Source organism: Arthrobacter globiformis (genome assembly GCF_030818015.1).
Classification (GTDB): Bacteria; Actinomycetota; Actinomycetes; order Actinomycetales; family Micrococcaceae; genus Arthrobacter; species Arthrobacter globiformis_C.
The window spans coordinates 1,339,023-1,356,604 of the sequence record NZ_JAUSZX010000001.1; the positions used below are offsets into that span (position 1 = coordinate 1,339,023).

The window sequence follows — 17,582 nt, forward strand, 5'->3', positions numbered from 1 at the left end:
GAAGATGAAGACACAAATACGAGCACTTGATGTGGGGCTGACCAGCCAGCGGCTGCTGGCAGTCGCCGTACTCCTCATGGTGTGGCAATTGGTGATCTGGAGCGGATCGCTGCCCTCCATGACTCCAGGGGTGCCCGCAATAGCAACAGCCATTGCGCATGCATTCACTTCCACCCTTTTCTGGACGTCGCTGGCGCAGACCATGACCGCTGCCGTCAGCGGCTGGCTGATCGCCGTTAGTGTGGGCACGGTGCTGGGCCTGGTGATCGGCTCAGTCCCAATACTGGACCGTTCCACATCCATCCTCATAGACTTCGGCCGGTCCTTCCCGGTCCTGGCACTGATGCCGGTTGTCATCATGCTGCTTGGAGCCACCGCACAGATGGAAATCTTTGTCGTCTCGCTTTCCTGCCTCTGGCCCGTGCTGGTGCAGACGATTTACGGAGCACGGCGAATGGACGCGGCGGTGGTGGACACCGCGCGGACGTTCCAGATTCCCAGGCTGCTCTGGTTCCGCCGGATCCTGCTTCCCAGCGCCACCCCGTTCATCTCTACCGGTGTCCGGATCTCCGCCTCGATCGCCATCCTGGTGTCGGTGGGTGTCGAAGTGCTCAGCCAGGCGCCGGGTCTTGGACGGCAAATCACCCTGGCCCAGCAGGCGCAGCGATGGGATCAGGCGTTCGCCTACCTCTTCTTCGCCGGCGTGGTGGGCTGGGGCATCGCCGGCCTCCTGAATCTGGCCGAAGGCAAGATCCTCACGTGGAACAGGCAGACCAATGACTGACACAGCACTGCGCACACCCCCAAGGACCACGGCGGGCGCGGATACGCCGAAGACACGGAGTGCGCGGCAGCCCGCCGGGCTCCGCGAACGCAGCCGCGTCGTCAAGGCACTCCTGAACGTCCTGCAGAGAACCTGGCTGATCGCCGTGGTCTTCGCCATCTGGTGGACCGCTTCCGCCAACAGCACCAACATCTTCATTCCGTCCCTTGAGGACATCCTGCTCAGCCTGCGCCGGGACCTCGCCAACGGAGTCATTGGATCCGGGGCAAGCTACAGCCTGACCAACCTCGGCGCGGGACTCCTGCTAGCAGTTGTGGTGGGCATCGCTGGTGGGCTGGTTCTCGGTGAGACTCGGAGGCTGCGGGAAATTGTTGATCCAGTCATCCACTTTTTCCGTTCGGTGCCGCAGGCCGCGCTGGTGCCCCTCATCATCGGCGCGTTCGGCATCGGGCAAGGGCCCAAGATCTACACCATCGCCTTCGCCTGCATGTGGCCTGTGCTGCTGAACACCATCGACGGCGTTCTCAGCGTGGAGCCGACCATCCGGAAGTTTTCCAAGGTCTACCGCATCCCTGCGGGCCTGCATTTCCGCCGGGTGGTACTGCCGGCAGCCCTTCCACAGATCGTTGCCGGCATCCGCGTAGCCCTGCCTATTGGCATCACCGTCATGGTGGTCAGCGAGCTGTTTGCTGCCAACAAGGGCCTGGGCTTCTACATCCTCAATTCATCCGCCACGTTCCAGGTACCCGAAACCTGGGCCGGCGCACTGCTGGTCGGCGTCGTCGGCTACATCCTCTCGCTGCTGTTCATCGTCTTCGAACGCAGGATCCTGAGCTGGTACTTCAAATCGGGCGCGAAATGACACCGACGATCCAACATCTGAAAGAAGGAGCCACCATGGCCGTTCAGGCAGTACCCGAGCATGAGCAGGCAGCGACGGCGCCGCTGCTCGAAGTCCAAGGATTGACCATGAGTTACGGCTTTGGTGACGCCGAGAACAAGATTCTCGACGACCTGAACCTGGAGGTCAACGACGGCGAGTTCGTTTCGATCGTGGGGCCATCCGGCGTTGGCAAAACGACCCTGCTCCGGGTCCTGTCCGGTCTCATCAGGCCCAAAGGCGGCACGGTGAGCGTGGGCGGGGAGGCCATCAGCGGCCCGCACCGGGACCTTGCCGTGGTGTTCCAGGACTACAGCCGGTCCCTGATGCCGTGGATGACCACGCTGGAAAACGTCGCGTTCCCGCTCCAGGGCCGCGGAGTCGGCAAGAAGGAGCGGAACGAAACGGCCGCCACGAACCTGGCCGCGGTGGGGCTGGCCGGGCAGGGACACAAATATCCCTGGGAGATGTCCGGCGGCATGCAGCAGCGCGTCGCGATCGCCAGGGCGCTGGCCTACAACGCCAAGGTCCTGCTCATGGACGAGCCCTTTGCCTCCGTGGACGCGCAGACCCGGTTTGATCTTGAGGACCTCGTGATCGACCTTCAGTCCAATCTGGGCGTGACTATCATCCTGGTGACCCATGACATCGACGAGGCCCTGTACCTCGCTGACAAGGTCATCGTGCTCGCGGAAAAGCCGGCGACCGTGGTGGACGTGATCGAGACAGGTTTTGGGGACCACCGCGATCAGGTGGAAACCAAAGCGGATCCGCGCTTCGCAGAGGCACGGGCGCGCATCCTGCACCGCCTCCGCAACCACTGACCAGCCAGTCACGCAGGCCAGCGAACTGTTCCGCGGGTCATCCTGCTGCCGGCGCTGCAGTTGCACAAACAAGCCCGCCGGGAACCTCGCTGAGGTTCCCGGCGGGCTTTGCGTTAAGCAGATCAGACGTTTGCTGGAGCCTTGCCGTGCTGTCCCGCGCCGTCGTCAATGCCGGACTTCAGGATGGCATTGAGCGTTATTTCGTAGTGTTCCCGGATGAGGCGGGAGGCGCGTTTAGCATCGCGCTGCAAGGCAGCGGCGAGGATGTCCCGGTGCTCCTGGGCAATATCCCGTTTGGTGAACCGGGTGGCAGTGCCGGCCCAGCGGCCGTACAGCTGGGAGAGATCGGACAGGGTGGAGCAAAGATCGATCAGGACGGGCACCCCGCAGGCCTCCAGCAGCTTGGCATGGAACGCCTGGTGGGCACGGTTCCAGGCTTCCGTCAGCTGGGCGTTGCTGGTGGATTCCCGGTAAGGGGTCCGCTCCAGGGTGTGGTGAGCGGCGATGAGCTCAGATTCCCACGCGAGGTCCCCGCGCTCGATGGCCAGCCCGATTCCGAATTCCTCTGACCGGCACCGGAGCTCGTTGATGTCCTTGAGTTCGGAGAGGGAGAGTGTGGGCACGAAGAAGCCCCGGTTCGGTTTGAGAAGCACCAGGCGATCACCCACCAGCCTGGTGAGGGCCTCACGGATCACGGTGCTGCTGGTCTGGTAGTGCTTTGAAAGCACCGAGAGCTGCAGCTTCTCTCCAGGGGCCCACCGGCCGGACAGGATGTCATCGCGCAGGGAATCCCGGATGTGCTTGCTCAGCGTCTCAGAATCGGTACTTTTCGCCATATGCATTATTGTAGCGTTCGCCAAAGAATATTTTCTTGGTTGACTTATGCAAAACAGCTAATAGACTAGAGCTAGCTCGCAGAAGAGACCCGGCTCACGTTGGTCCTCTGCAGATCCCCCCAATCACAAGGAGAACCGCCGTGACCAACTCCAACGCCGAAGCAGCCCAGGCCACAGGGGAGGCGGTGGTGGATGACCTGTACTGGCGCGACCAGTACGAGGCCATCACAGAAGACGATGCCTTCCTCCGCAATATTGTGGTGGGCTCGGACCTGCCGGCCCTCATGGTCGCCCTGGCCGCCGTCACCCGGGACTTCTCGCTGCTGCGTGACGACCTCCGTCCGCCGCAGCCCCCTGCCGACATTACGGGCATGCCCCATGGCGGCATGAGCGGCGAACAGCAGCAGCAGGCGCGGGAGTTGGCATTCGCGGCACTGAAGCGGGTTCGGGATGAGAAGCTGACCGGCGTTGGGACACTCACCGAGGCGCAAGCGCAGGACATCCTCACGTGGATCACAAATGCAGCCAACCCGGAGTACCACCCGATGCTCATGCATGACATGGCCCTGGTCGAGGGCCAGGGCGGCAAGCCGAAGTGGAACTTCCGCGACATCGCTGTTGGCCGGGACTTCAGCGTTGCCGTCATCGGCTCAGGCGTCTCCGGCATGGCGGCCGCTTACCGCCTGAAGCAGGCCGGAGTGCCCTACACGGTGTTCGAGAAGGGCCACAGTGTGGGCGGCACCTGGTGGAAGAACACCTACCCCGGCGTGCGGCTGGATACGCCCAACTACGCCTACAGCTTCTCCTTCGCCCAACGTGATGACTGGCCGCAGCAGTTTTCCCAGGGTCCTGAAATCTTCGAGTACACGCGCCAGGTGGCCGAACGTGGCGGCATCCTGGACAACATCGAATTCAACACCGAGGTCACGTCCGCGGACTACGACGAAACCGCGGGCCTCTGGAACGTTGACACCATCGACGCCGGCGGCCGCCCCATGACGCGCCGGTTCAATGCTGTGATTACCGCCGTCGGGCAGCTTGACCGTCCCAAGTATCCGGACGTCGCAGGCCGTGAATCCTTTGCCGGTATTCAGATGCATTCGGCCGAGTGGGACAACAGCGTGGACGTGACCGGCAAACGGGTAGCCGTGATCGGAACCGGCGCCAGCGCCTACCAGATTGTTCCGGCCATCGTGGACCACGTCTCCGCGTTGACGGTCTTCCAGCGCAGCTCACCGTGGATGCTTCCGACGAAGGGCTACTACGACGACATGCCGGATTCGGTCCAGTGGCTGGTCCGGAAGCTCCCGCACTACGGGCAGTGGCTGCGGTTCTGGCAGCACTGGCTGGGCGTGGAGGGCCGCCAGCACACCGCCGTCGCCGAGCCGGGCTGGAACAGGCCGGGCAGCGTCTCTGCCGTGAACGAGAAAGTGCGCCGCGAACTCACGGAACTGCTAGCCAGCCAGTACCAGGACCGCCCCGACCTGCTGGCCAAGGTCACGCCCAACTACATCGTGGGCGGCAAGCGCATGCTCCGGGACAACGGCGTGTGGGCCGAATCGCTCAAGAAGCCGCAGACGACGCTGGTCACCGAGGGGCTCGAGCGCATGGTCCCCGAGGGTATCGTCACCAAGGACGGCGTGCTCCACGAAGTGGACATCATCGTCTACGCCACCGGGTTCCAGGCCTCTGACTTTCTAGAACCGCTACAGGTTACCGGCCGCAAGGGCACGGACCTGCACGAATACTGGGGCGGCGATGCCAAGGCCTTCGCCGGGATCACGGTTCCCAACTTCCCCAACCTGTTCATGGTCACCGGTCCCAACACGGGCCATGTGGTGAACGGCAGCCTGTACTCCATGATCGAATACGGCGTTGAATACATCCTCGAGGCCATCCGGATCATCGTCGAAAACGACCTGAAGAGCCTGGACCTCAAGCAGGAGGTGCTGGACGGCTTCATCGAAAAGCTGGATGCCGCCAGTGCCACCAAGGCCTGGGGCCATCCCTCGGTGCAGACCTGGTACAAGAACAGGTTCGGCCGCGTCTCGCAGATCTGGCCCTACAAGGTTGTGGACTTCTGGAACATCACCCGCACCGTGAACCTTGACGACTACAACCAGCTGGCATGAGCGCCAACGTCATCGCCGGCCGGCCGGCCTTCTCCACCGGCGGTTCGGTGTACTTGGGAAAGACGGCCGACGGCGTCGTCCACGTTCCTGGGGTCCGCTACGGTGAGCGGCTGGATGCTGCCGACCGGTTCTCGCCGCTGGGCGATCCCTCGCCAGGGCGTGCGCAGGCCGGCCCCACTGTGTTTCCACAGTCACCGGGGTCCCTGGACTGGCTGATCGGCCCGGCACTTTCCCGCCTGCCGCAGAACGAGGACTCCTTCCTGCTGGACATCTGGGCACCCGAGGGCGCCCAGGACCTGCCCGTCCTCGTTTTCCTCCCCGGCGGAGCCTTCATCAGTGGCGCAGGAAGCGTGGGCTGGTACGACGGCGCCCGGCTCGCCGCCGAGGGCAACGCCGTGGTGGTCACCGTCAGTTACCGGCTGGGCGCGCTGGCGCTACTGGGCGGACCCGGCGGGCCCCTCAACCTCGGTGCGCAGGACATCCTGCAGGCGCTCAGGTGGGTTTCGGCGAACATCGCCGCGTTCGGGGGAGACCCTGCGGCCGTCACCCTCGCCGGCCATTCGGCCGGGGCCTGGTACGCCTATGTCCTGAGCCTTGCCCCCGCTGCGAAGGGACTTTTTAGCCGGACAGCGCTGTTCAGCCTGCCCTGGCAGCCGCCGCTCAGCCCCGCTGCCTATGAGGCACGCCGGGAACTGTTCAACGGCCTCCTTCGGGGGGCGCTCGCGGATGGTGCGCTCGTCGGCGGCGGAACCGGGGGAGGATCCGGCACTGACCACGACGGGCTGCTGGCCACCGCGCCCGTGCCGGCCATCCTTGAAGCCCAGGCAGCAGTCGGCAAGGCCTATGCGGGGCGCGGACTTGGGCTGGTGCCCGCGGCGGATGGCGGACTGGTGCCGGAATGGGCCATGGACTTCCGGCGTGCTGCCTCCTCCCTGCATGTGGATTCTTTGCTGCTGAGCAGTACGGACAACGAGGCCGCGGCCTTCCTGCACGCCGTGCCGGTGGCTGCCGTGCTTCCGGAGCAGCTCACGGGTTTCGTGGCTGCGCACTTCGAGGAAGCGGGCGAAGTCCTGGATTTCCTGGACGCGCGGCTGCCCGGCGCGATGCCGCACACAAAGCTCGTGGAGGCCATGAGCCTGCACCAGTTCCGCCTTGCCGCGACTGAACTGGCCGGGCTGGCCGACGCTGCCGGGGTGGCATCCACCCTGCTCCGGTTCTCGGTACCCAGCACGCTGGACGGGGCCGGCAGCCCGCACTGCTTCGAACTGCCGTTCCTCTTCGGAAACAGGGGCAACTGGCAGGACGCCCCGATGCTCCGAGGCTTTCCGGAGGACGCCTTTGAAGCGGTCTCCGCACAGCTGCGGCCGTTGCTGCTCAGCTTCGTGGCGGACGGCCGGCCACGTACGTCCAGTGGCGAACCGCTGGACAGGTTCACTGCGGAACGCCCGCGGCTGCACGCCGTGACCGCCGGCGGGGTAGTGCCGGGCGCCCCCGAACCGGAACTTCGCGCACGGCGCTAGCCGCAGCCAGCCCCGTGCCATGCCCGAACCGTGAGCGGCCGCGGACCATTGCCAAAGCTGCAGCGGTTATATAAAATCGAACAAGAATATATTTTCAGTACAAAATGTAGCGGACCGGCCAAGCGCTGGATCAGGCTGAGAAGGAGATCACAGTGACTGCACGCACCGGAGCAGAGTACAAGCGGGGCCTGGACGACGGCCGCGAGGTGTGGCTGGGATCGGAGCGCATCTCCGTCCTTGAGCACCCGGCCTTCAAGGGCTCCGTCGAAGGCATGGCCGGCTACTTCGACTACCAGCACAAGTACGCGGCGGATTGCCTGACCACGCACCCGGAGACCGGTGAAGCCATGAACGTGAGCCACTCGCTCCCCAGGAACGCGGAGGACATCGCCCGCCGGCACCGCGCCTTCGACCGGCTGGCCCGCTACTCCAACGGCATGCTGGGCCGCACGCCGGACTACGTCAATGTGGTCCTGGCTGGGCACGTGTCCCGCCAGGACATCTTCGACCGCTCCGGGGACCCGGTGTACCACCAGCGCCTGGCGGCGTACCACCGCGAAGTGATCGAGAAGGACCTCGCGCTAACCCACACCATCGTGCATGCCGCGATCGACAAGAGCGTGGGCGAGCTGCAGGGCATGAATGAGGAGCTCACCCTGCGCGTCGTGGAGCGGACCGAGCAGGGCCTGATCGTCAGGGGCGCGAAGATGCTCGCCACCCTCGGGCCGATCGCCGATGAGCTGTACGTCTACCCGGCGGTGCCGATCCAGAAGGGCTACGAGGAATACGCAATTTCCTTCGCTATACCGGTGGCCACCCCGGGCGTTGTCGCCATCTGCCGCGACCACTACGGGGTGGACGCCGACGTTGCGGACAGGCCGTTCTCCGCCCGCTTCGATGAGCAGGACGCCGTCATTATTTTCGATGAGGTGCTGGTGCCCTGGGACCGCGTGTTCATCGACGGCAACCTGGACGTCTACAACTCCATCAACGCCGGCACGGCCTCCGGCAACACCCAGCAGCAGACCGCCATCCGCGCCGCCGTGAAGCTGGAGTTCGCCTACGACCTGTGCACGCAGATCGCCAAGGTGACTGGCACCGAGAACAAGCCCGACGTGGGTGCGATGCTCGGCGAAATCTACACCTACCTGCGCCTCACCCGGGCGGCAATTCACTCAGCGGAATTGCGGGCCTCGGACTGGGGCGGCGGAGCATTTTTCTGCCACGACGACATCAGCTCTCTGCGGGCCATCATGCCCGGCTGGATGATCCGGATTAACGAGATCATCAAGTCCATGGGCTCGCACAACCTGCTGGCAACTCCCACGGGCGGTGCCTTCAACGATCCGCGCCTGGGCCCGCTGTTGACGAAGTACCTGCCGGGCGCCAACGGTATCAGCGCACAGGAGCGCGCCCGCATCATGCGCACCGCCTGGGACTTCGCCGGCTCGGCACTGGGCAGCCGGATCGAGCTCTACGAGCGCTTCTACCTCGGCAGCATCGGCCGTGCCCGCGCCCTCGACCACCGCAAGGCCCAGGCAGCCGGGGAAACCGGTGCTTACCAGGCCATGTTCGAGGAAATTGACGGCACCCCTGCAGCGTCGGACGGTGTCGCTGCCGGTGACCGAATCGCCGTCGGGGCCGGAAGCTAGGTCCCGCAATGACCGCGGAGACCGCTGAGGCAGCAGGCCTCGACAATAGCCTGGACAACATGACGGGCACTGTGGCCCGGCATGTCGCCGGCACCGGCTTCGAAAACTTGGACGCCGTCAGCGTCGCTCGGGCTAAGGTCCGGATCATCGACGCGCTGGGCAACATCGCCGCAGGCCACCGCGCTCAGGGCAACGATGCGCTGCTGCGCCTGGCCCGCCGCTGGGGCGGGGCTCCGGAATCCCGGGTCCTGGTCCACGGCACCAGGCTGCCGGCGCACAACGCGGCGATGGTCAACGCGGTCATGATGCGGTCCTACGACTTCGAGCCGATCGGCGCGGAATACGAGGACCAGACGCAAACCGCGGCCCACATCAGCGGAACCACCGTTCCGGTGGCCCTGGCCGTGGCCGAGCAGCAGCGCTCCTCAGGGAAGGACCTGCTCACCGCCCTGATTCTCGGGGACGACCTCACCGCGCGACTCGCCGCGGCGTCTGGCTTTGACGTCTACAGCGGGCAGGACAACACCGGCACCGTCAACGGCCTCGGCGGCACCGCCGTTGCCGCCAAACTGATGGGGCTCGGCGCGTACCAGGTCCGGAACGCGCTGGGCATCGCGGTGAACCAGCTGTCCGGAACCGTGGCCAACATCTTCGACCAGACCCTGGCCTTCAAACTGCCCATGGCGTTCGCCGCCCGCAACGCGATCGTGTCCGCGGAGCTTGCCCAGTCGGGCTTCACAGGGCCGGCGGACGCCATCGGCGGTCCGCACGGTTTCCTTGACATGTACTGTTCATCGCCGGCGCCGGAGAAGGTGACCCGCCGCCTCGGCGAGGCATTCTATGCGGACTGCGTGATCAAGCCGTGGTCCTCGTGCCGGGCCAGCCACCCCTCCCTGGACGCCTGCGTGCGGCTGGGAACGGAGAACAGGTTCAACGAGGACGAGATCGAGGAGGTTCTTATCCACGTGACGCCGCGAACTCTGAACGGTTTCGTGGGCCAGCCCTTCGCGATCGGCGAGTGCCCGGAGGTGTCGGGTGCCTTCAGCATCCGCTTCACAGCCGCCACGGCCCTGATGTACAGGACGGTCCGGCCGGAACACCTCACGCTTGAGCACATGCAGGACCCGCGCCTGCAGCGGCTGCTGGACAAGATCCGGCTGGTTGATTCGCTGCCGCCCGCGGAATCGCTGACCGCCGAGGTGGAGCTGCGGCTCCGGGATGGTTCGGTGCTCAGGGCCAGGACGGACGTGCCCAAGGGAGACATCTTCGCCAATCCGATGAGCGAGGCGGAGATCTTGGAGAAGTACTACGCCAACGCCGAGTTTGGCGGCAGGACCCCGCGCAGGAATGCCGAGGAAGCGGTAAAACTCGTCCAGCACCTTGAGGAACTGGACAGCCTGTCACCTCTCATCAGACTCTTCACACCACATTTTTCAGCAATACATCCCAGGAGGATCAAGTGAATGCACATCAGGTTGTTCCCGCCGCGGAGATCGCCGTCGATCCCGCTGTTTTCCGTCACGTTGTGGGCCACTTCGCGAGCGGCGTCACGGTGATCACCACCGTCGTGGACGGCGCGTTTTACGGCACGACGGCGTCGGCAGTGTCGTCGCTGTCCATGGAGCCTCCCATGATGCTCGCCTGCCTTAACCGCTCCAGCTCCACGCACGACGCCGTGCTGAAGGCCGGAATCTTCGGTATCAACATCTTGGCCGAGGACCAGAGCGACCTCGCCATGAAGTTCGGACGCAAGGGCGGAGACAAGTTCGACGGCGTCTCTGTCACCCTGTCGTCGGAGGGCGTTCCCATGCTGGACGGCGCCCTTGCCACCATCGTCTGCCGCATCGCGGAAACCCCCACCGGCGGGACGCACACCGTATTCCTCGGCGAGGTCACGGACGCCAAGGCCAGCACGGGTGAGCCGCTGGCCTACTTCCGCGGTGCATTCGGCCGGCTGGAAAGGGTCAAGGAGCTCGCGGCCTACGATGCAGTGCGGGACTGGGTGCTGTTACGCCGCACCCCGCTGCATTCCGCGCTGGATCCGGTGGAGATCGCAGCCCAATCCAAGTCCGATCCGCACAACGTTCACAATGCCCTGGTGAAGCTGACGGCCGAATCTCTGGTCACCCGGGGGGACAGGGGGGAATTCCTGCCCGCTCCCATCACCCGCCAGCTGACGGACAGCGTCTATGATGGCCGCCTCACGATCGAACTCGGCGTCCTCGCCAGCCACTTCAACAAGTTCTCCGACGAGGACCTGGCGGAACTGAGCCGCCTCACCGAGGAGCTTGCCGTGCTGCGCCAGGGTGGCAAGGAAGCGCTGGACACCTTCCTCAAGACGAACGCGAAGTACCACAATCGGCTCGTCAGCGTGGCAGGCTCCGCCCAGCTCACTGATGCGTTCCGCCGCCTGGGCATCGGCACGGTCTGGCGCGAGGCCCTTAACAGCGAAGAGTGGGCCCGGAAGATGGACCACAGCCACATCGTCGAGCTCACGGCGGCACTGAAGGACCGTGACCACGAGCGGGCGGCCGAGGCCCTCCGCCTGCACACCTCCTTCGGCAAGCAGCTGGCAAGCGACGTCATCGAGCGGCACGGCGGCGAGGTCTAAGCAACGGCTTCAAACCGCGACGGCGGGGCCGCACCCAGGGATTCCGATCCCGGTGGGTGCGGCCCCGCCGTCGTTCGCGCCTTTCCCAACTAGGTAGCAGCTCAGGCCGTTCTCAGCGCTGGGAACGCCATGAGCTGCTGCTTAGTGGGCATGCAGACAGCAAAAAGAGCGGGGAGGCCGCTCGGCCTCCCCGCTTCCTTCCCGTGGTCTGTCAGCGTATGGCCGGCATCCCAGCTGCGGCGTGCCGCAGGCGGGCCAGCTGCGGTACGTACGCGGCCAGCGCTTCGAACGCCGCCTGCTCGGTGTCGGGGGTGGTGGCTGCTGCTACATAGCGGTCTGGCCGCACCACGAGGGTCGTACCGCTCCCGGCGACAGCCGCGAACGCGCCGCTGGTGTCCGTGACGGCCGTGACGCCTGTCACCGCGAGGTGCGTGCCGTCGTCGTTCTCCACGGTGCCCAGCCGCCGGACCTCAAGGGGTGCGCGGCGATCGTAGGGGAAGTGCAGCAGTGCCCAGCCCGTACCGAGGACGGTGTCCAGCGGGACGGCGTCGCCGGTGGACAGCGCGACCTGCGGCTGGGAAACGGAGCGGCCCACCAGCGCGGCTGCCCACCTGGAACCTGCACTGCCCAGGTCCGCCACGCAGCCGTCGGTGAAGTGCGGCTGCTTGAGGAACTTCATGCCTGCGAGCCAGCCCTTGGCGGCGGGAACGATGCCGGACGCGGTGATGACCGCGTCACGGATGGCGGTCAGCACCGGGTTGACGTTCATCACGACGTTGCCGATCCGATGCGAGAGGCGCACCATGTCCACCGCGTGCGGACGCCGCTCCGACTGGTAGGTGTCCACCAGGGCCTCGGTTCCGGTGCCCTGGATGTTTGCAGCGACCTTCCAGGCAAGGTTGGCGACGTCACGGATCCCGGCGTTGAGCGCCTGCCCGGCGAACGGAGGCATCATGTGGGCGGCGTCCCCGGCGAGGAGGACGTGCCCCAAGCGGTAGTTCAATGCCACGCGCTGGTGGGCCACGTAGACGGCCGCGCGGCGGATGTCCTCAGCCGCAATCGTCTGGAACGGCGCGATGAGCTTGATGATGGCGTCCGAAGACGTCACCGCTCCGGCCTCCTCGCCGGGGAGGAGCATGAACTCGTAGCGGCGGCGGCCGTGGACTCCGGGAACCACGACGACGGGACGGGTCCCGTTGCAGTGAAACTCGGAGAACCGTTCCGGTTCACCCGGCGTGTTGATGATGTCCACCACGATCCACTTCTGGACCTGCGTGGAACCTTCCATCGGGATGCCGAGTTGGGAGCGGACCGGGCTGCGGCCGCCGTCGCACGCCACCACCCATTTGGAGCGGACGGTGTGCTTGCCGTCCTGATCGACCAGTACTGTGTCCGCATGCCCCGGACCGTCCGTGATGCGGAACGCTTCGGTGTTGAAGCGGACGTCGATCAGCGGACGGCTCCGGGCGGCCTCGAGCAGCAGTGATTCCATGACGGGCTGGTCGAACTGCGACTTCCCGGGCTGGCCCAGCCGGGGACTGGCCGGGTGGACCTCGGCCAGCAGTTGTTCCTTCCGGCCGAAGTAGCGCGCGCCGGTGTCCATGAGCATCTCCGGCGCGAGCCGGTCCAGAATGCCGATCTGCTGCATGACGCGCAGCGTTTCATCGGTGACGCTGATGGCCCGCGGTTCGTCACTGGTACCGGCATGGCGTTCAACGAGCATCACGTGCACGCCCTGGTCCGCCAGCAGGTTCGCCGCAGCCAGGCCAATGGGGCCAGCCCCGATGACCAGTACGTCGGTTTCAATGATTTTGTCCATGCCGATCAAAGTTCCGTTCCTAGGATGAGTCGGGGGCGGCGGGAACAGGGTCCCGGTCAGGACACCAGCTCCACCGTGTTTTTCAGGGTGCCCAGGCCGGTGATTTCCACCTCGACGACGTCCCCTTCGGAGAGCAGGCCGGACGGCTCCATGAACAGGCCCACGCCGCCTGGGGTGCCGGTGACGATCACGTCACCCGGGGAGAGCCTGGTGAAGCCGGAGACGTAGGCGATCAGCTGCGGAATGGTGAAGTACAGGTCGGCCACGGAGGCCTTCTGCCGGATGTCACCGTTGACGCGGGTTTCCAGGGTGAGCCCGTTGACGTCGCCCAGGTCGGCGGCCGGCACGAGGTAAGGGCCGAAGCCGCCGGTGCCGGGGAAGTTCTTGCCGGGGATCCACTGGGTGGCAGCAAGCTGCCAGTCGCGGACGCTGAGATCGTTGTAGGCGGCGTAGCCGGCAACGTAATCAAAGGCATCCTCTTCTGCGACATGGAAGGCTTCCTTGCCGATGACCAGGGCCATTTCACCTTCGTAGTCGAACTTGGTGGTGGTGGCCGGCATCTGGGCCGGCTGCAGGTGGCCCATCTGGGAGTCCGCGAAGCGGGTGAAGACCGTGGGGGCCTTCTGCTCCGTCTTGCCGGATTCTTCCTGGTGGCTGCGGTAGTTCACGCCGATGCAGATGATCTTGCCCGGATCAGTGACAGCGGGCAGGAACTCGATGTCCGCCTCTTCGCGGGAAGGGGCGCTGCGGAACTCTTCACCGAGGGTGCCGAAGATGCCCTGCTCGACGGCGGCGCGGAGGGTGCGGGCAAGGTTGGCTCCGCTGGGTCCCAGATCGTAGGCCCTTCCGTCGGCGATGATGCCCCAGGTGGGGGAGCCGTCTGCGGATACGAAGCTTGCGTAGTTCATGATGGTGGTTCCTTTCGCGGCGGCGGCGCGCCCGGGAGGTTGATGCAATTTGTCCTGCCGGCCGCTTGCCGGGCATGAAGATATGCATCCTTTGACAAAGAATACATTATCTTGCTTTTACGCAATCTGGCTAGGAGTGGATGGCATGCTTATGCCTGGGCGCCAGCGGGGGAGGGGTGGTCCGGAGTGGCCGGACGGCTACCGGGCTTCCCTTGATCCCGCGCCAGTCACCGGCACTGTTGTTGGCGATGACCACCTGAGCATTTCGCAGAGTGCCCGTTCGTTTACGGACTCTCCCTATCGGAAGGCGACGGGGCGGGCTGTCTTGTTGTTATGTCCTGCGGTGATGATCTCAGTCCCTGAGGATCTGTTCGCGGAGGATGTCCGCGTGCCCGCAGTGCTGGGCGAGTTCGCGCAGCATGTGCAGGTACACCCAGCGCAGCGGCAGCGGGCCCCGGCGGTTGCCGCTGACTATGTCGTCAAGGTGCAGGGCGGATGCCGCCCGGCGCGATGCCTCGCAGGCGTCACGGTGGGCGGCCTGGATGCTGGCGATAGTGTCCTGGTCCTCAAGGATGAATGATTCGTCGGGGGTGGTCGGGATGCCGATGTCTGCGCGGGAACGGCAGGTGATGGCTTCATCGAACCAGACCTTTTCCACGAAGGTCGCGTGCTTGACCAGCCCCAGCAGCGTGGTCCGGGAGGGCACCAAAGAGCGGCGTGCCTGTTCCTCTGTCAGGCCGTCAAGGCAGGCACTGAGCCTGCTGCGGTGCTCATCGAGGAAGGCATCGAATTGGGTCCGCACCGGCTGGTGGATGACGTCCTCGGCGAACGTGGCGGGAAGCGATGGCATGCACGCAGTATGCCAAGGGGGCGGCGCGGCGGCAACGGACTGAGAGCGCGAACGGACACTTGAGGCCCCACACCCGGATGTCCACGTGCTTCCGGGAGACATCCACGGCGCCGGAAAGGTCGCCGTCCAATGCCCTACATCTGCCGCCTCGCCGCGCGGGTAGTGGCGAAGAGTTGGCGGATCGACTTCGCCGCGATCACCACGACGAGGAGCGTGGCGGCGGCGAGCACTCCAACTGTGATGGCCTGCCAGGCAGCCGGTTGGAGCAGGTGTGCCCACGTGATCGCGAGTGCAGCGACGCTCGCCGCAGGGAAGGTGAATGACCAGAAGCCGAGCGAGAACGGCAGTGCACGGTAGCGCGGCAACAGCATCACCTGGATCAGCACCATGAACACTGTCATCGCCGTCAACCCCTCGAACACATGGTCGGGTCGGCCGCCGGAGATCGTGAGCCACGCCGCTGACGCGACGGCCGGGGGAGCGACCAGGATCGCGAGTGTCGGGACGAGCGGTGCTGGCATGGCTGGACGGAGCGCGAGCCGGAGGAAGAAGAACACGGAGATCACCAGCCAGAAGACGATGCCCACCGCGAAGCTCCCGACGGCCAGCCAGTCAAGCCCCGTCTGCGCCGCGGCGAGTGCACCGACCAGGCCGGCCGCGCTGATGGGCAGGAAGTAGCCACCGTGAACGGATTCAAGCGGCAGGTCCCCGCGCATCCAGAAGCTCAGAATCCACGTGGCGAACGCGGCTGCGGCGGCCATGGAGATCAACGTCAGCACGGTTCCGGCAAGCGGGGCCGTGCGGTGGAGGTCCGCTCCCAGCAGCATCGCGGCGAGGGGAAGCAAGGCCGCCAGCGGGCCCTGGGCGAAATGCGTGAGCTGATGAGTGAACGACTGATTGGTGCGCGTCCCGCGATGCACGTGCACCGCGACGGTCCAGATCCAGGCGACCGCAGCGACCAGCCAGAACGCTTGCCCGAGCTCGAACGGGAGTCCGAGCGCGGACGTCGCCAGGGACCAGACCTGGGCCAGTCCGGCCAAGCCCAGGGGGATGGCGAGTGTGTTCAACGGGACACGGGCGCGCCCGGACGTTGGAGCGGCGGCAGGCGCCAGCGGTAGTTGAGTGGACAAAGGAATCCCATTTCTGACAGGGGGAGGAGGACCCCAACGATTGCTCGGGCGGGTTTTTGACCTTGAAGTACAATATCATGCAGGTTAGGCTTTTCCCATGGGTAGACCGATGCAGTTCGAGGCTGCTGAGGCCGTCGACAGGGCGATGGACCTGTTCTGGCGTCAGGGGTACGCCGGCACGACGCCGCAGGAGTTGGCCAGTGAGCTGGGGATCGGCAAAGGCAGCCTCTACAACACTTTTGAGAGCAAGCACGCGCTGTTCATGCGTGCCCTTGGGCGCTACAGCGAGACGCGACTCGAGTTCTTGAGGGACATGTTCTCGGCGCCTGGGCCTGTTCGGCCGCGGCTCAAAGAGGCCATGACCGTCCTTGCCGGCGTGGGCGAGCACCGGCGGGGCTGTGTCATGGTCAACGCTGCCGCGGAGCTGGGCACCGCCGACGACGAGGTGAACCGCATCGCGGACTACCTCTTCACGCAGATCGAAGCTTTGTTTCGGAAAGCTATCGCGCAGGGGCAAGAGTCTGGAGAATTCGGCGTCGATCAGGCTGCCGATACTGCCGCCAGCCAACTACTTGCCTCCGTGATCGGGCTGAGCGTCCTCGTCAAGGCAGGCGGGGCGCCCGAGAGGTTCCGCGCCGTCATCGACGGCATCGTCGACGGGCTGTGACGCCCAGCAGGGCCGCCACCGCTGGAGTCAGGCAGGCGTAGTAGCGGCGCCGATACCCCGGCTCGCTCCGGTGGCGAGCGCGACCTTGCCGGATATCGGGGGGCCGCCCGCCGCCAAGCCGCGTTCCGCCGTCGTCATCGCCTTGCCGTGCCTGCCGTCCGCGGCTCTTCGTTCGCTGCGGCGCGGTTGCGTGGCAGCAGGAAGCCGGCGGCGATCAGCCAGAGGAGCCCGCCGAAGCGGCCGACCGGCAGGAGGAACTGAAGCGGCTCGACTGCCATCGACAGGAAGCTCAGTTCGGACAGGGCGGCGATGACGAGGCCGGTCCAAGCCAGCCATCGCGGCATGAAACGCAGGATCAGCGACGGGACGGCGATCCCCGCCACGAGCAAGCCGAGTCCGACGACGTAGCCGACGCCTCCCGTGATGAACGCGAGGAAGGAGAGCGCGTGCGTGAGCGTGGCGTCGGTGGTGATCTCGGGCCGGCCCAGCAGCCAGGTCACGGAACCCGAGAACATGAGGAAGATGGCTGCGCTGATGCCGCCGAAGAAGCCGATTGCCGGCCCGGGTACGCGCACCCCGAGGCGAAGCTGCCTGGCGTAGACGGTGGCCGCGTAGATCCCCAGCGGCACAGCGGAGCCGAATTGGAGCATGCCGCCCACTCTCGCAGCGGCAATGTTCTGCTGGAAGAACGCGGCCACCTGATCGGCGGGCGCGAACGGCGAAACGAACGTCTGGCCGCCCGTGAGTATCGCGGATGTGATGAGGCCGGCAAGGAAAATGCCCAGGCTGACAATGGCAAGAACCCCTGGGTGGGGGCCGCCCGAACGGGCATGGTGCGGTTCATTCGGAATTGAACGGTTGCTCATGGCTGCACCTTCTGCTCTGGATCGTCTGCTCCGGCCCGGCCCACGGCCGGACCGTACTTGCATCATCAGTAAAATGGTTCACCCATAGAATCATTCTGTCAAG

15 protein-coding genes are annotated in these 17,582 nt (G+C 65.5%); 9 read left to right on the forward strand and 6 right to left on the reverse strand.

Annotation, left to right across the window (positions count from 1 at the left end; translation table 11 throughout):
• Positions 1 to 4 precede the first annotated feature (4 nt).
• From QFZ23_RS06205 to QFZ23_RS06215, 3 genes are read left to right on the forward strand one after another with little or no spacing between them, the layout of a single operon-like run.
• Positions 5 to 784 (forward strand): ABC transporter permease, encoded by a 780-nt coding sequence (locus QFZ23_RS06205; protein ID WP_306921336.1) that lies wholly within the window; start codon positions 5 to 7, stop codon positions 782 to 784.
• Positions 777 to 1,646 (forward strand): ABC transporter permease, encoded by an 870-nt coding sequence (locus tag QFZ23_RS06210; protein WP_306921338.1) that lies wholly within the window; start codon positions 777 to 779, stop codon positions 1,644 to 1,646. The genes QFZ23_RS06205 and QFZ23_RS06210 overlap by 8 nt, the downstream gene beginning before the upstream one ends.
• A gap of 35 nt (positions 1,647 to 1,681) precedes the next feature.
• Positions 1,682 to 2,488 carry an ABC transporter ATP-binding protein gene (locus QFZ23_RS06215; protein WP_306921339.1) on the forward strand — a complete coding sequence of 269 codons (807 nt, stop codon included), beginning with the start codon at positions 1,682 to 1,684 and terminating at the stop codon, positions 2,486 to 2,488.
• Positions 2,489 to 2,610: 122 nt separating this feature from the next.
• Here the strand turns inward: QFZ23_RS06215 and QFZ23_RS06220 are convergent, their stop codons facing one another.
• Complete coding sequence (locus QFZ23_RS06220; protein WP_306921341.1) at positions 2,611 to 3,324, reverse strand: GntR family transcriptional regulator; 714 nt, start codon at positions 3,322 to 3,324, stop codon at positions 2,611 to 2,613.
• Positions 3,325 to 3,464: 140 nt separating this feature from the next.
• On the opposite strand from QFZ23_RS06220, the gene QFZ23_RS06225 reads away from it, so the two are divergent.
• From QFZ23_RS06225 to QFZ23_RS06245, 5 genes are all read left to right on the forward strand, one after another.
• Positions 3,465 to 5,456 carry a flavin-containing monooxygenase gene (locus QFZ23_RS06225; RefSeq protein ID WP_306921343.1) on the forward strand — a complete coding sequence of 664 codons (1,992 nt, stop codon included), beginning with the start codon at positions 3,465 to 3,467 and terminating at the stop codon, positions 5,454 to 5,456.
• Positions 5,453 to 6,976 (forward strand): carboxylesterase family protein, encoded by a 1,524-nt coding sequence (locus tag QFZ23_RS06230; protein WP_306921345.1) that lies wholly within the window; start codon positions 5,453 to 5,455, stop codon positions 6,974 to 6,976. The genes QFZ23_RS06225 and QFZ23_RS06230 overlap by 4 nt, the downstream gene beginning before the upstream one ends.
• A gap of 152 nt (positions 6,977 to 7,128) precedes the next feature.
• The gene (locus tag QFZ23_RS06235) at positions 7,129 to 8,628 is read left to right on the forward strand and encodes a 4-hydroxyphenylacetate 3-hydroxylase N-terminal domain-containing protein (protein ID WP_306921347.1); all 1,500 of its coding nucleotides are present in this window, start codon (positions 7,129 to 7,131) and stop codon (positions 8,626 to 8,628) included.
• Positions 8,629 to 8,636: 8 nt separating this feature from the next.
• Positions 8,637 to 10,091: an MmgE/PrpD family protein gene (locus QFZ23_RS06240; RefSeq protein WP_306921349.1), complete on the forward strand. Its 1,455-nt coding sequence runs from the start codon at positions 8,637 to 8,639 to the stop codon at positions 10,089 to 10,091.
• Positions 10,088 to 11,239: a flavin reductase gene (locus QFZ23_RS06245; protein WP_306921352.1), complete on the forward strand. Its 1,152-nt coding sequence runs from the start codon at positions 10,088 to 10,090 to the stop codon at positions 11,237 to 11,239. Before QFZ23_RS06240 ends, QFZ23_RS06245 begins: the two co-directional genes overlap by 4 nt.
• 211 nt (positions 11,240 to 11,450) lie before the next feature.
• On the opposite strand, the gene QFZ23_RS06250 is transcribed toward QFZ23_RS06245, so the two are convergent.
• The 4 genes from QFZ23_RS06250 to QFZ23_RS06265 form a co-directional block, all read right to left on the reverse strand.
• Complete coding sequence (locus QFZ23_RS06250) at positions 11,451 to 13,058, reverse strand: FAD-dependent monooxygenase (protein WP_306921354.1); 1,608 nt, start codon at positions 13,056 to 13,058, stop codon at positions 11,451 to 11,453.
• A gap of 56 nt (positions 13,059 to 13,114) precedes the next feature.
• Entirely contained in the window at positions 13,115 to 13,966 is an 852-nt protein-coding gene (locus QFZ23_RS06255; RefSeq protein WP_306921356.1) for a fumarylacetoacetate hydrolase family protein, read from the reverse strand.
• A 352-nt stretch (positions 13,967 to 14,318) separates the two neighbouring features.
• Positions 14,319 to 14,816 (reverse strand): DinB family protein, encoded by a 498-nt coding sequence (locus QFZ23_RS06260; protein WP_306921357.1) that lies wholly within the window; start codon positions 14,814 to 14,816, stop codon positions 14,319 to 14,321.
• Positions 14,817 to 14,950: 134 nt separating this feature from the next.
• Positions 14,951 to 15,883 (reverse strand): transporter, encoded by a 933-nt coding sequence (locus tag QFZ23_RS06265; protein WP_306921358.1) that lies wholly within the window; start codon positions 15,881 to 15,883, stop codon positions 14,951 to 14,953.
• Between the two features lie 160 nt (positions 15,884 to 16,043).
• Here QFZ23_RS06265 and QFZ23_RS06270 point away from each other — a divergent pair, with 160 nt between their 5' ends.
• The gene (locus tag QFZ23_RS06270; protein WP_306921359.1) at positions 16,044 to 16,613 is read left to right on the forward strand and encodes a TetR/AcrR family transcriptional regulator; all 570 of its coding nucleotides are present in this window, start codon (positions 16,044 to 16,046) and stop codon (positions 16,611 to 16,613) included.
• A 134-nt stretch (positions 16,614 to 16,747) separates the two neighbouring features.
• Here QFZ23_RS06270 and QFZ23_RS06275 read toward each other — a convergent pair whose 3' ends face one another.
• Positions 16,748 to 17,479, reverse strand: a complete 732-nt coding sequence (locus QFZ23_RS06275) for a hypothetical protein (RefSeq protein WP_306921361.1) — start codon at positions 17,477 to 17,479, stop codon at positions 16,748 to 16,750.
• Positions 17,480 to 17,582: the final 103 nt, after the last annotated feature.

Excerpts from the sequence above, each read along its gene's own strand:
- QFZ23_RS06215 (WP_306921339.1), top strand. The coding sequence starts at position 1,682 with ATGGCCGTTCAGGCAGTACCCGAGCATGAGCAGGCAGCGACGGCGCCG.
- QFZ23_RS06275 (WP_306921361.1), bottom strand. The coding sequence starts at position 17,479 with ATGAGCAACCGTTCAATTCCGAATGAACCGCACCATGCCCGTTCGGGC.
- QFZ23_RS06205 (WP_306921336.1), top strand. The coding sequence starts at position 5 with ATGAAGACACAAATACGAGCACTTGATGTGGGGCTGACCAGCCAGCGG.
- QFZ23_RS06220 (WP_306921341.1), bottom strand. The coding sequence starts at position 3,324 with ATGGCGAAAAGTACCGATTCTGAGACGCTGAGCAAGCACATCCGGGAT.
- QFZ23_RS06210 (WP_306921338.1), top strand. The coding sequence starts at position 777 with ATGACTGACACAGCACTGCGCACACCCCCAAGGACCACGGCGGGCGCG.
- QFZ23_RS06240 (WP_306921349.1), top strand. The coding sequence starts at position 8,637 with ATGACCGCGGAGACCGCTGAGGCAGCAGGCCTCGACAATAGCCTGGAC.
- QFZ23_RS06260 (WP_306921357.1), bottom strand. The coding sequence starts at position 14,816 with ATGCCATCGCTTCCCGCCACGTTCGCCGAGGACGTCATCCACCAGCCG.
- QFZ23_RS06270 (WP_306921359.1), top strand. The coding sequence starts at position 16,044 with ATGGGTAGACCGATGCAGTTCGAGGCTGCTGAGGCCGTCGACAGGGCG.
- QFZ23_RS06250 (WP_306921354.1), bottom strand. The coding sequence starts at position 13,058 with ATGGACAAAATCATTGAAACCGACGTACTGGTCATCGGGGCTGGCCCC.
- QFZ23_RS06255 (WP_306921356.1), bottom strand. The coding sequence starts at position 13,966 with ATGAACTACGCAAGCTTCGTATCCGCAGACGGCTCCCCCACCTGGGGC.
- QFZ23_RS06230 (WP_306921345.1), top strand. The coding sequence starts at position 5,453 with ATGAGCGCCAACGTCATCGCCGGCCGGCCGGCCTTCTCCACCGGCGGT.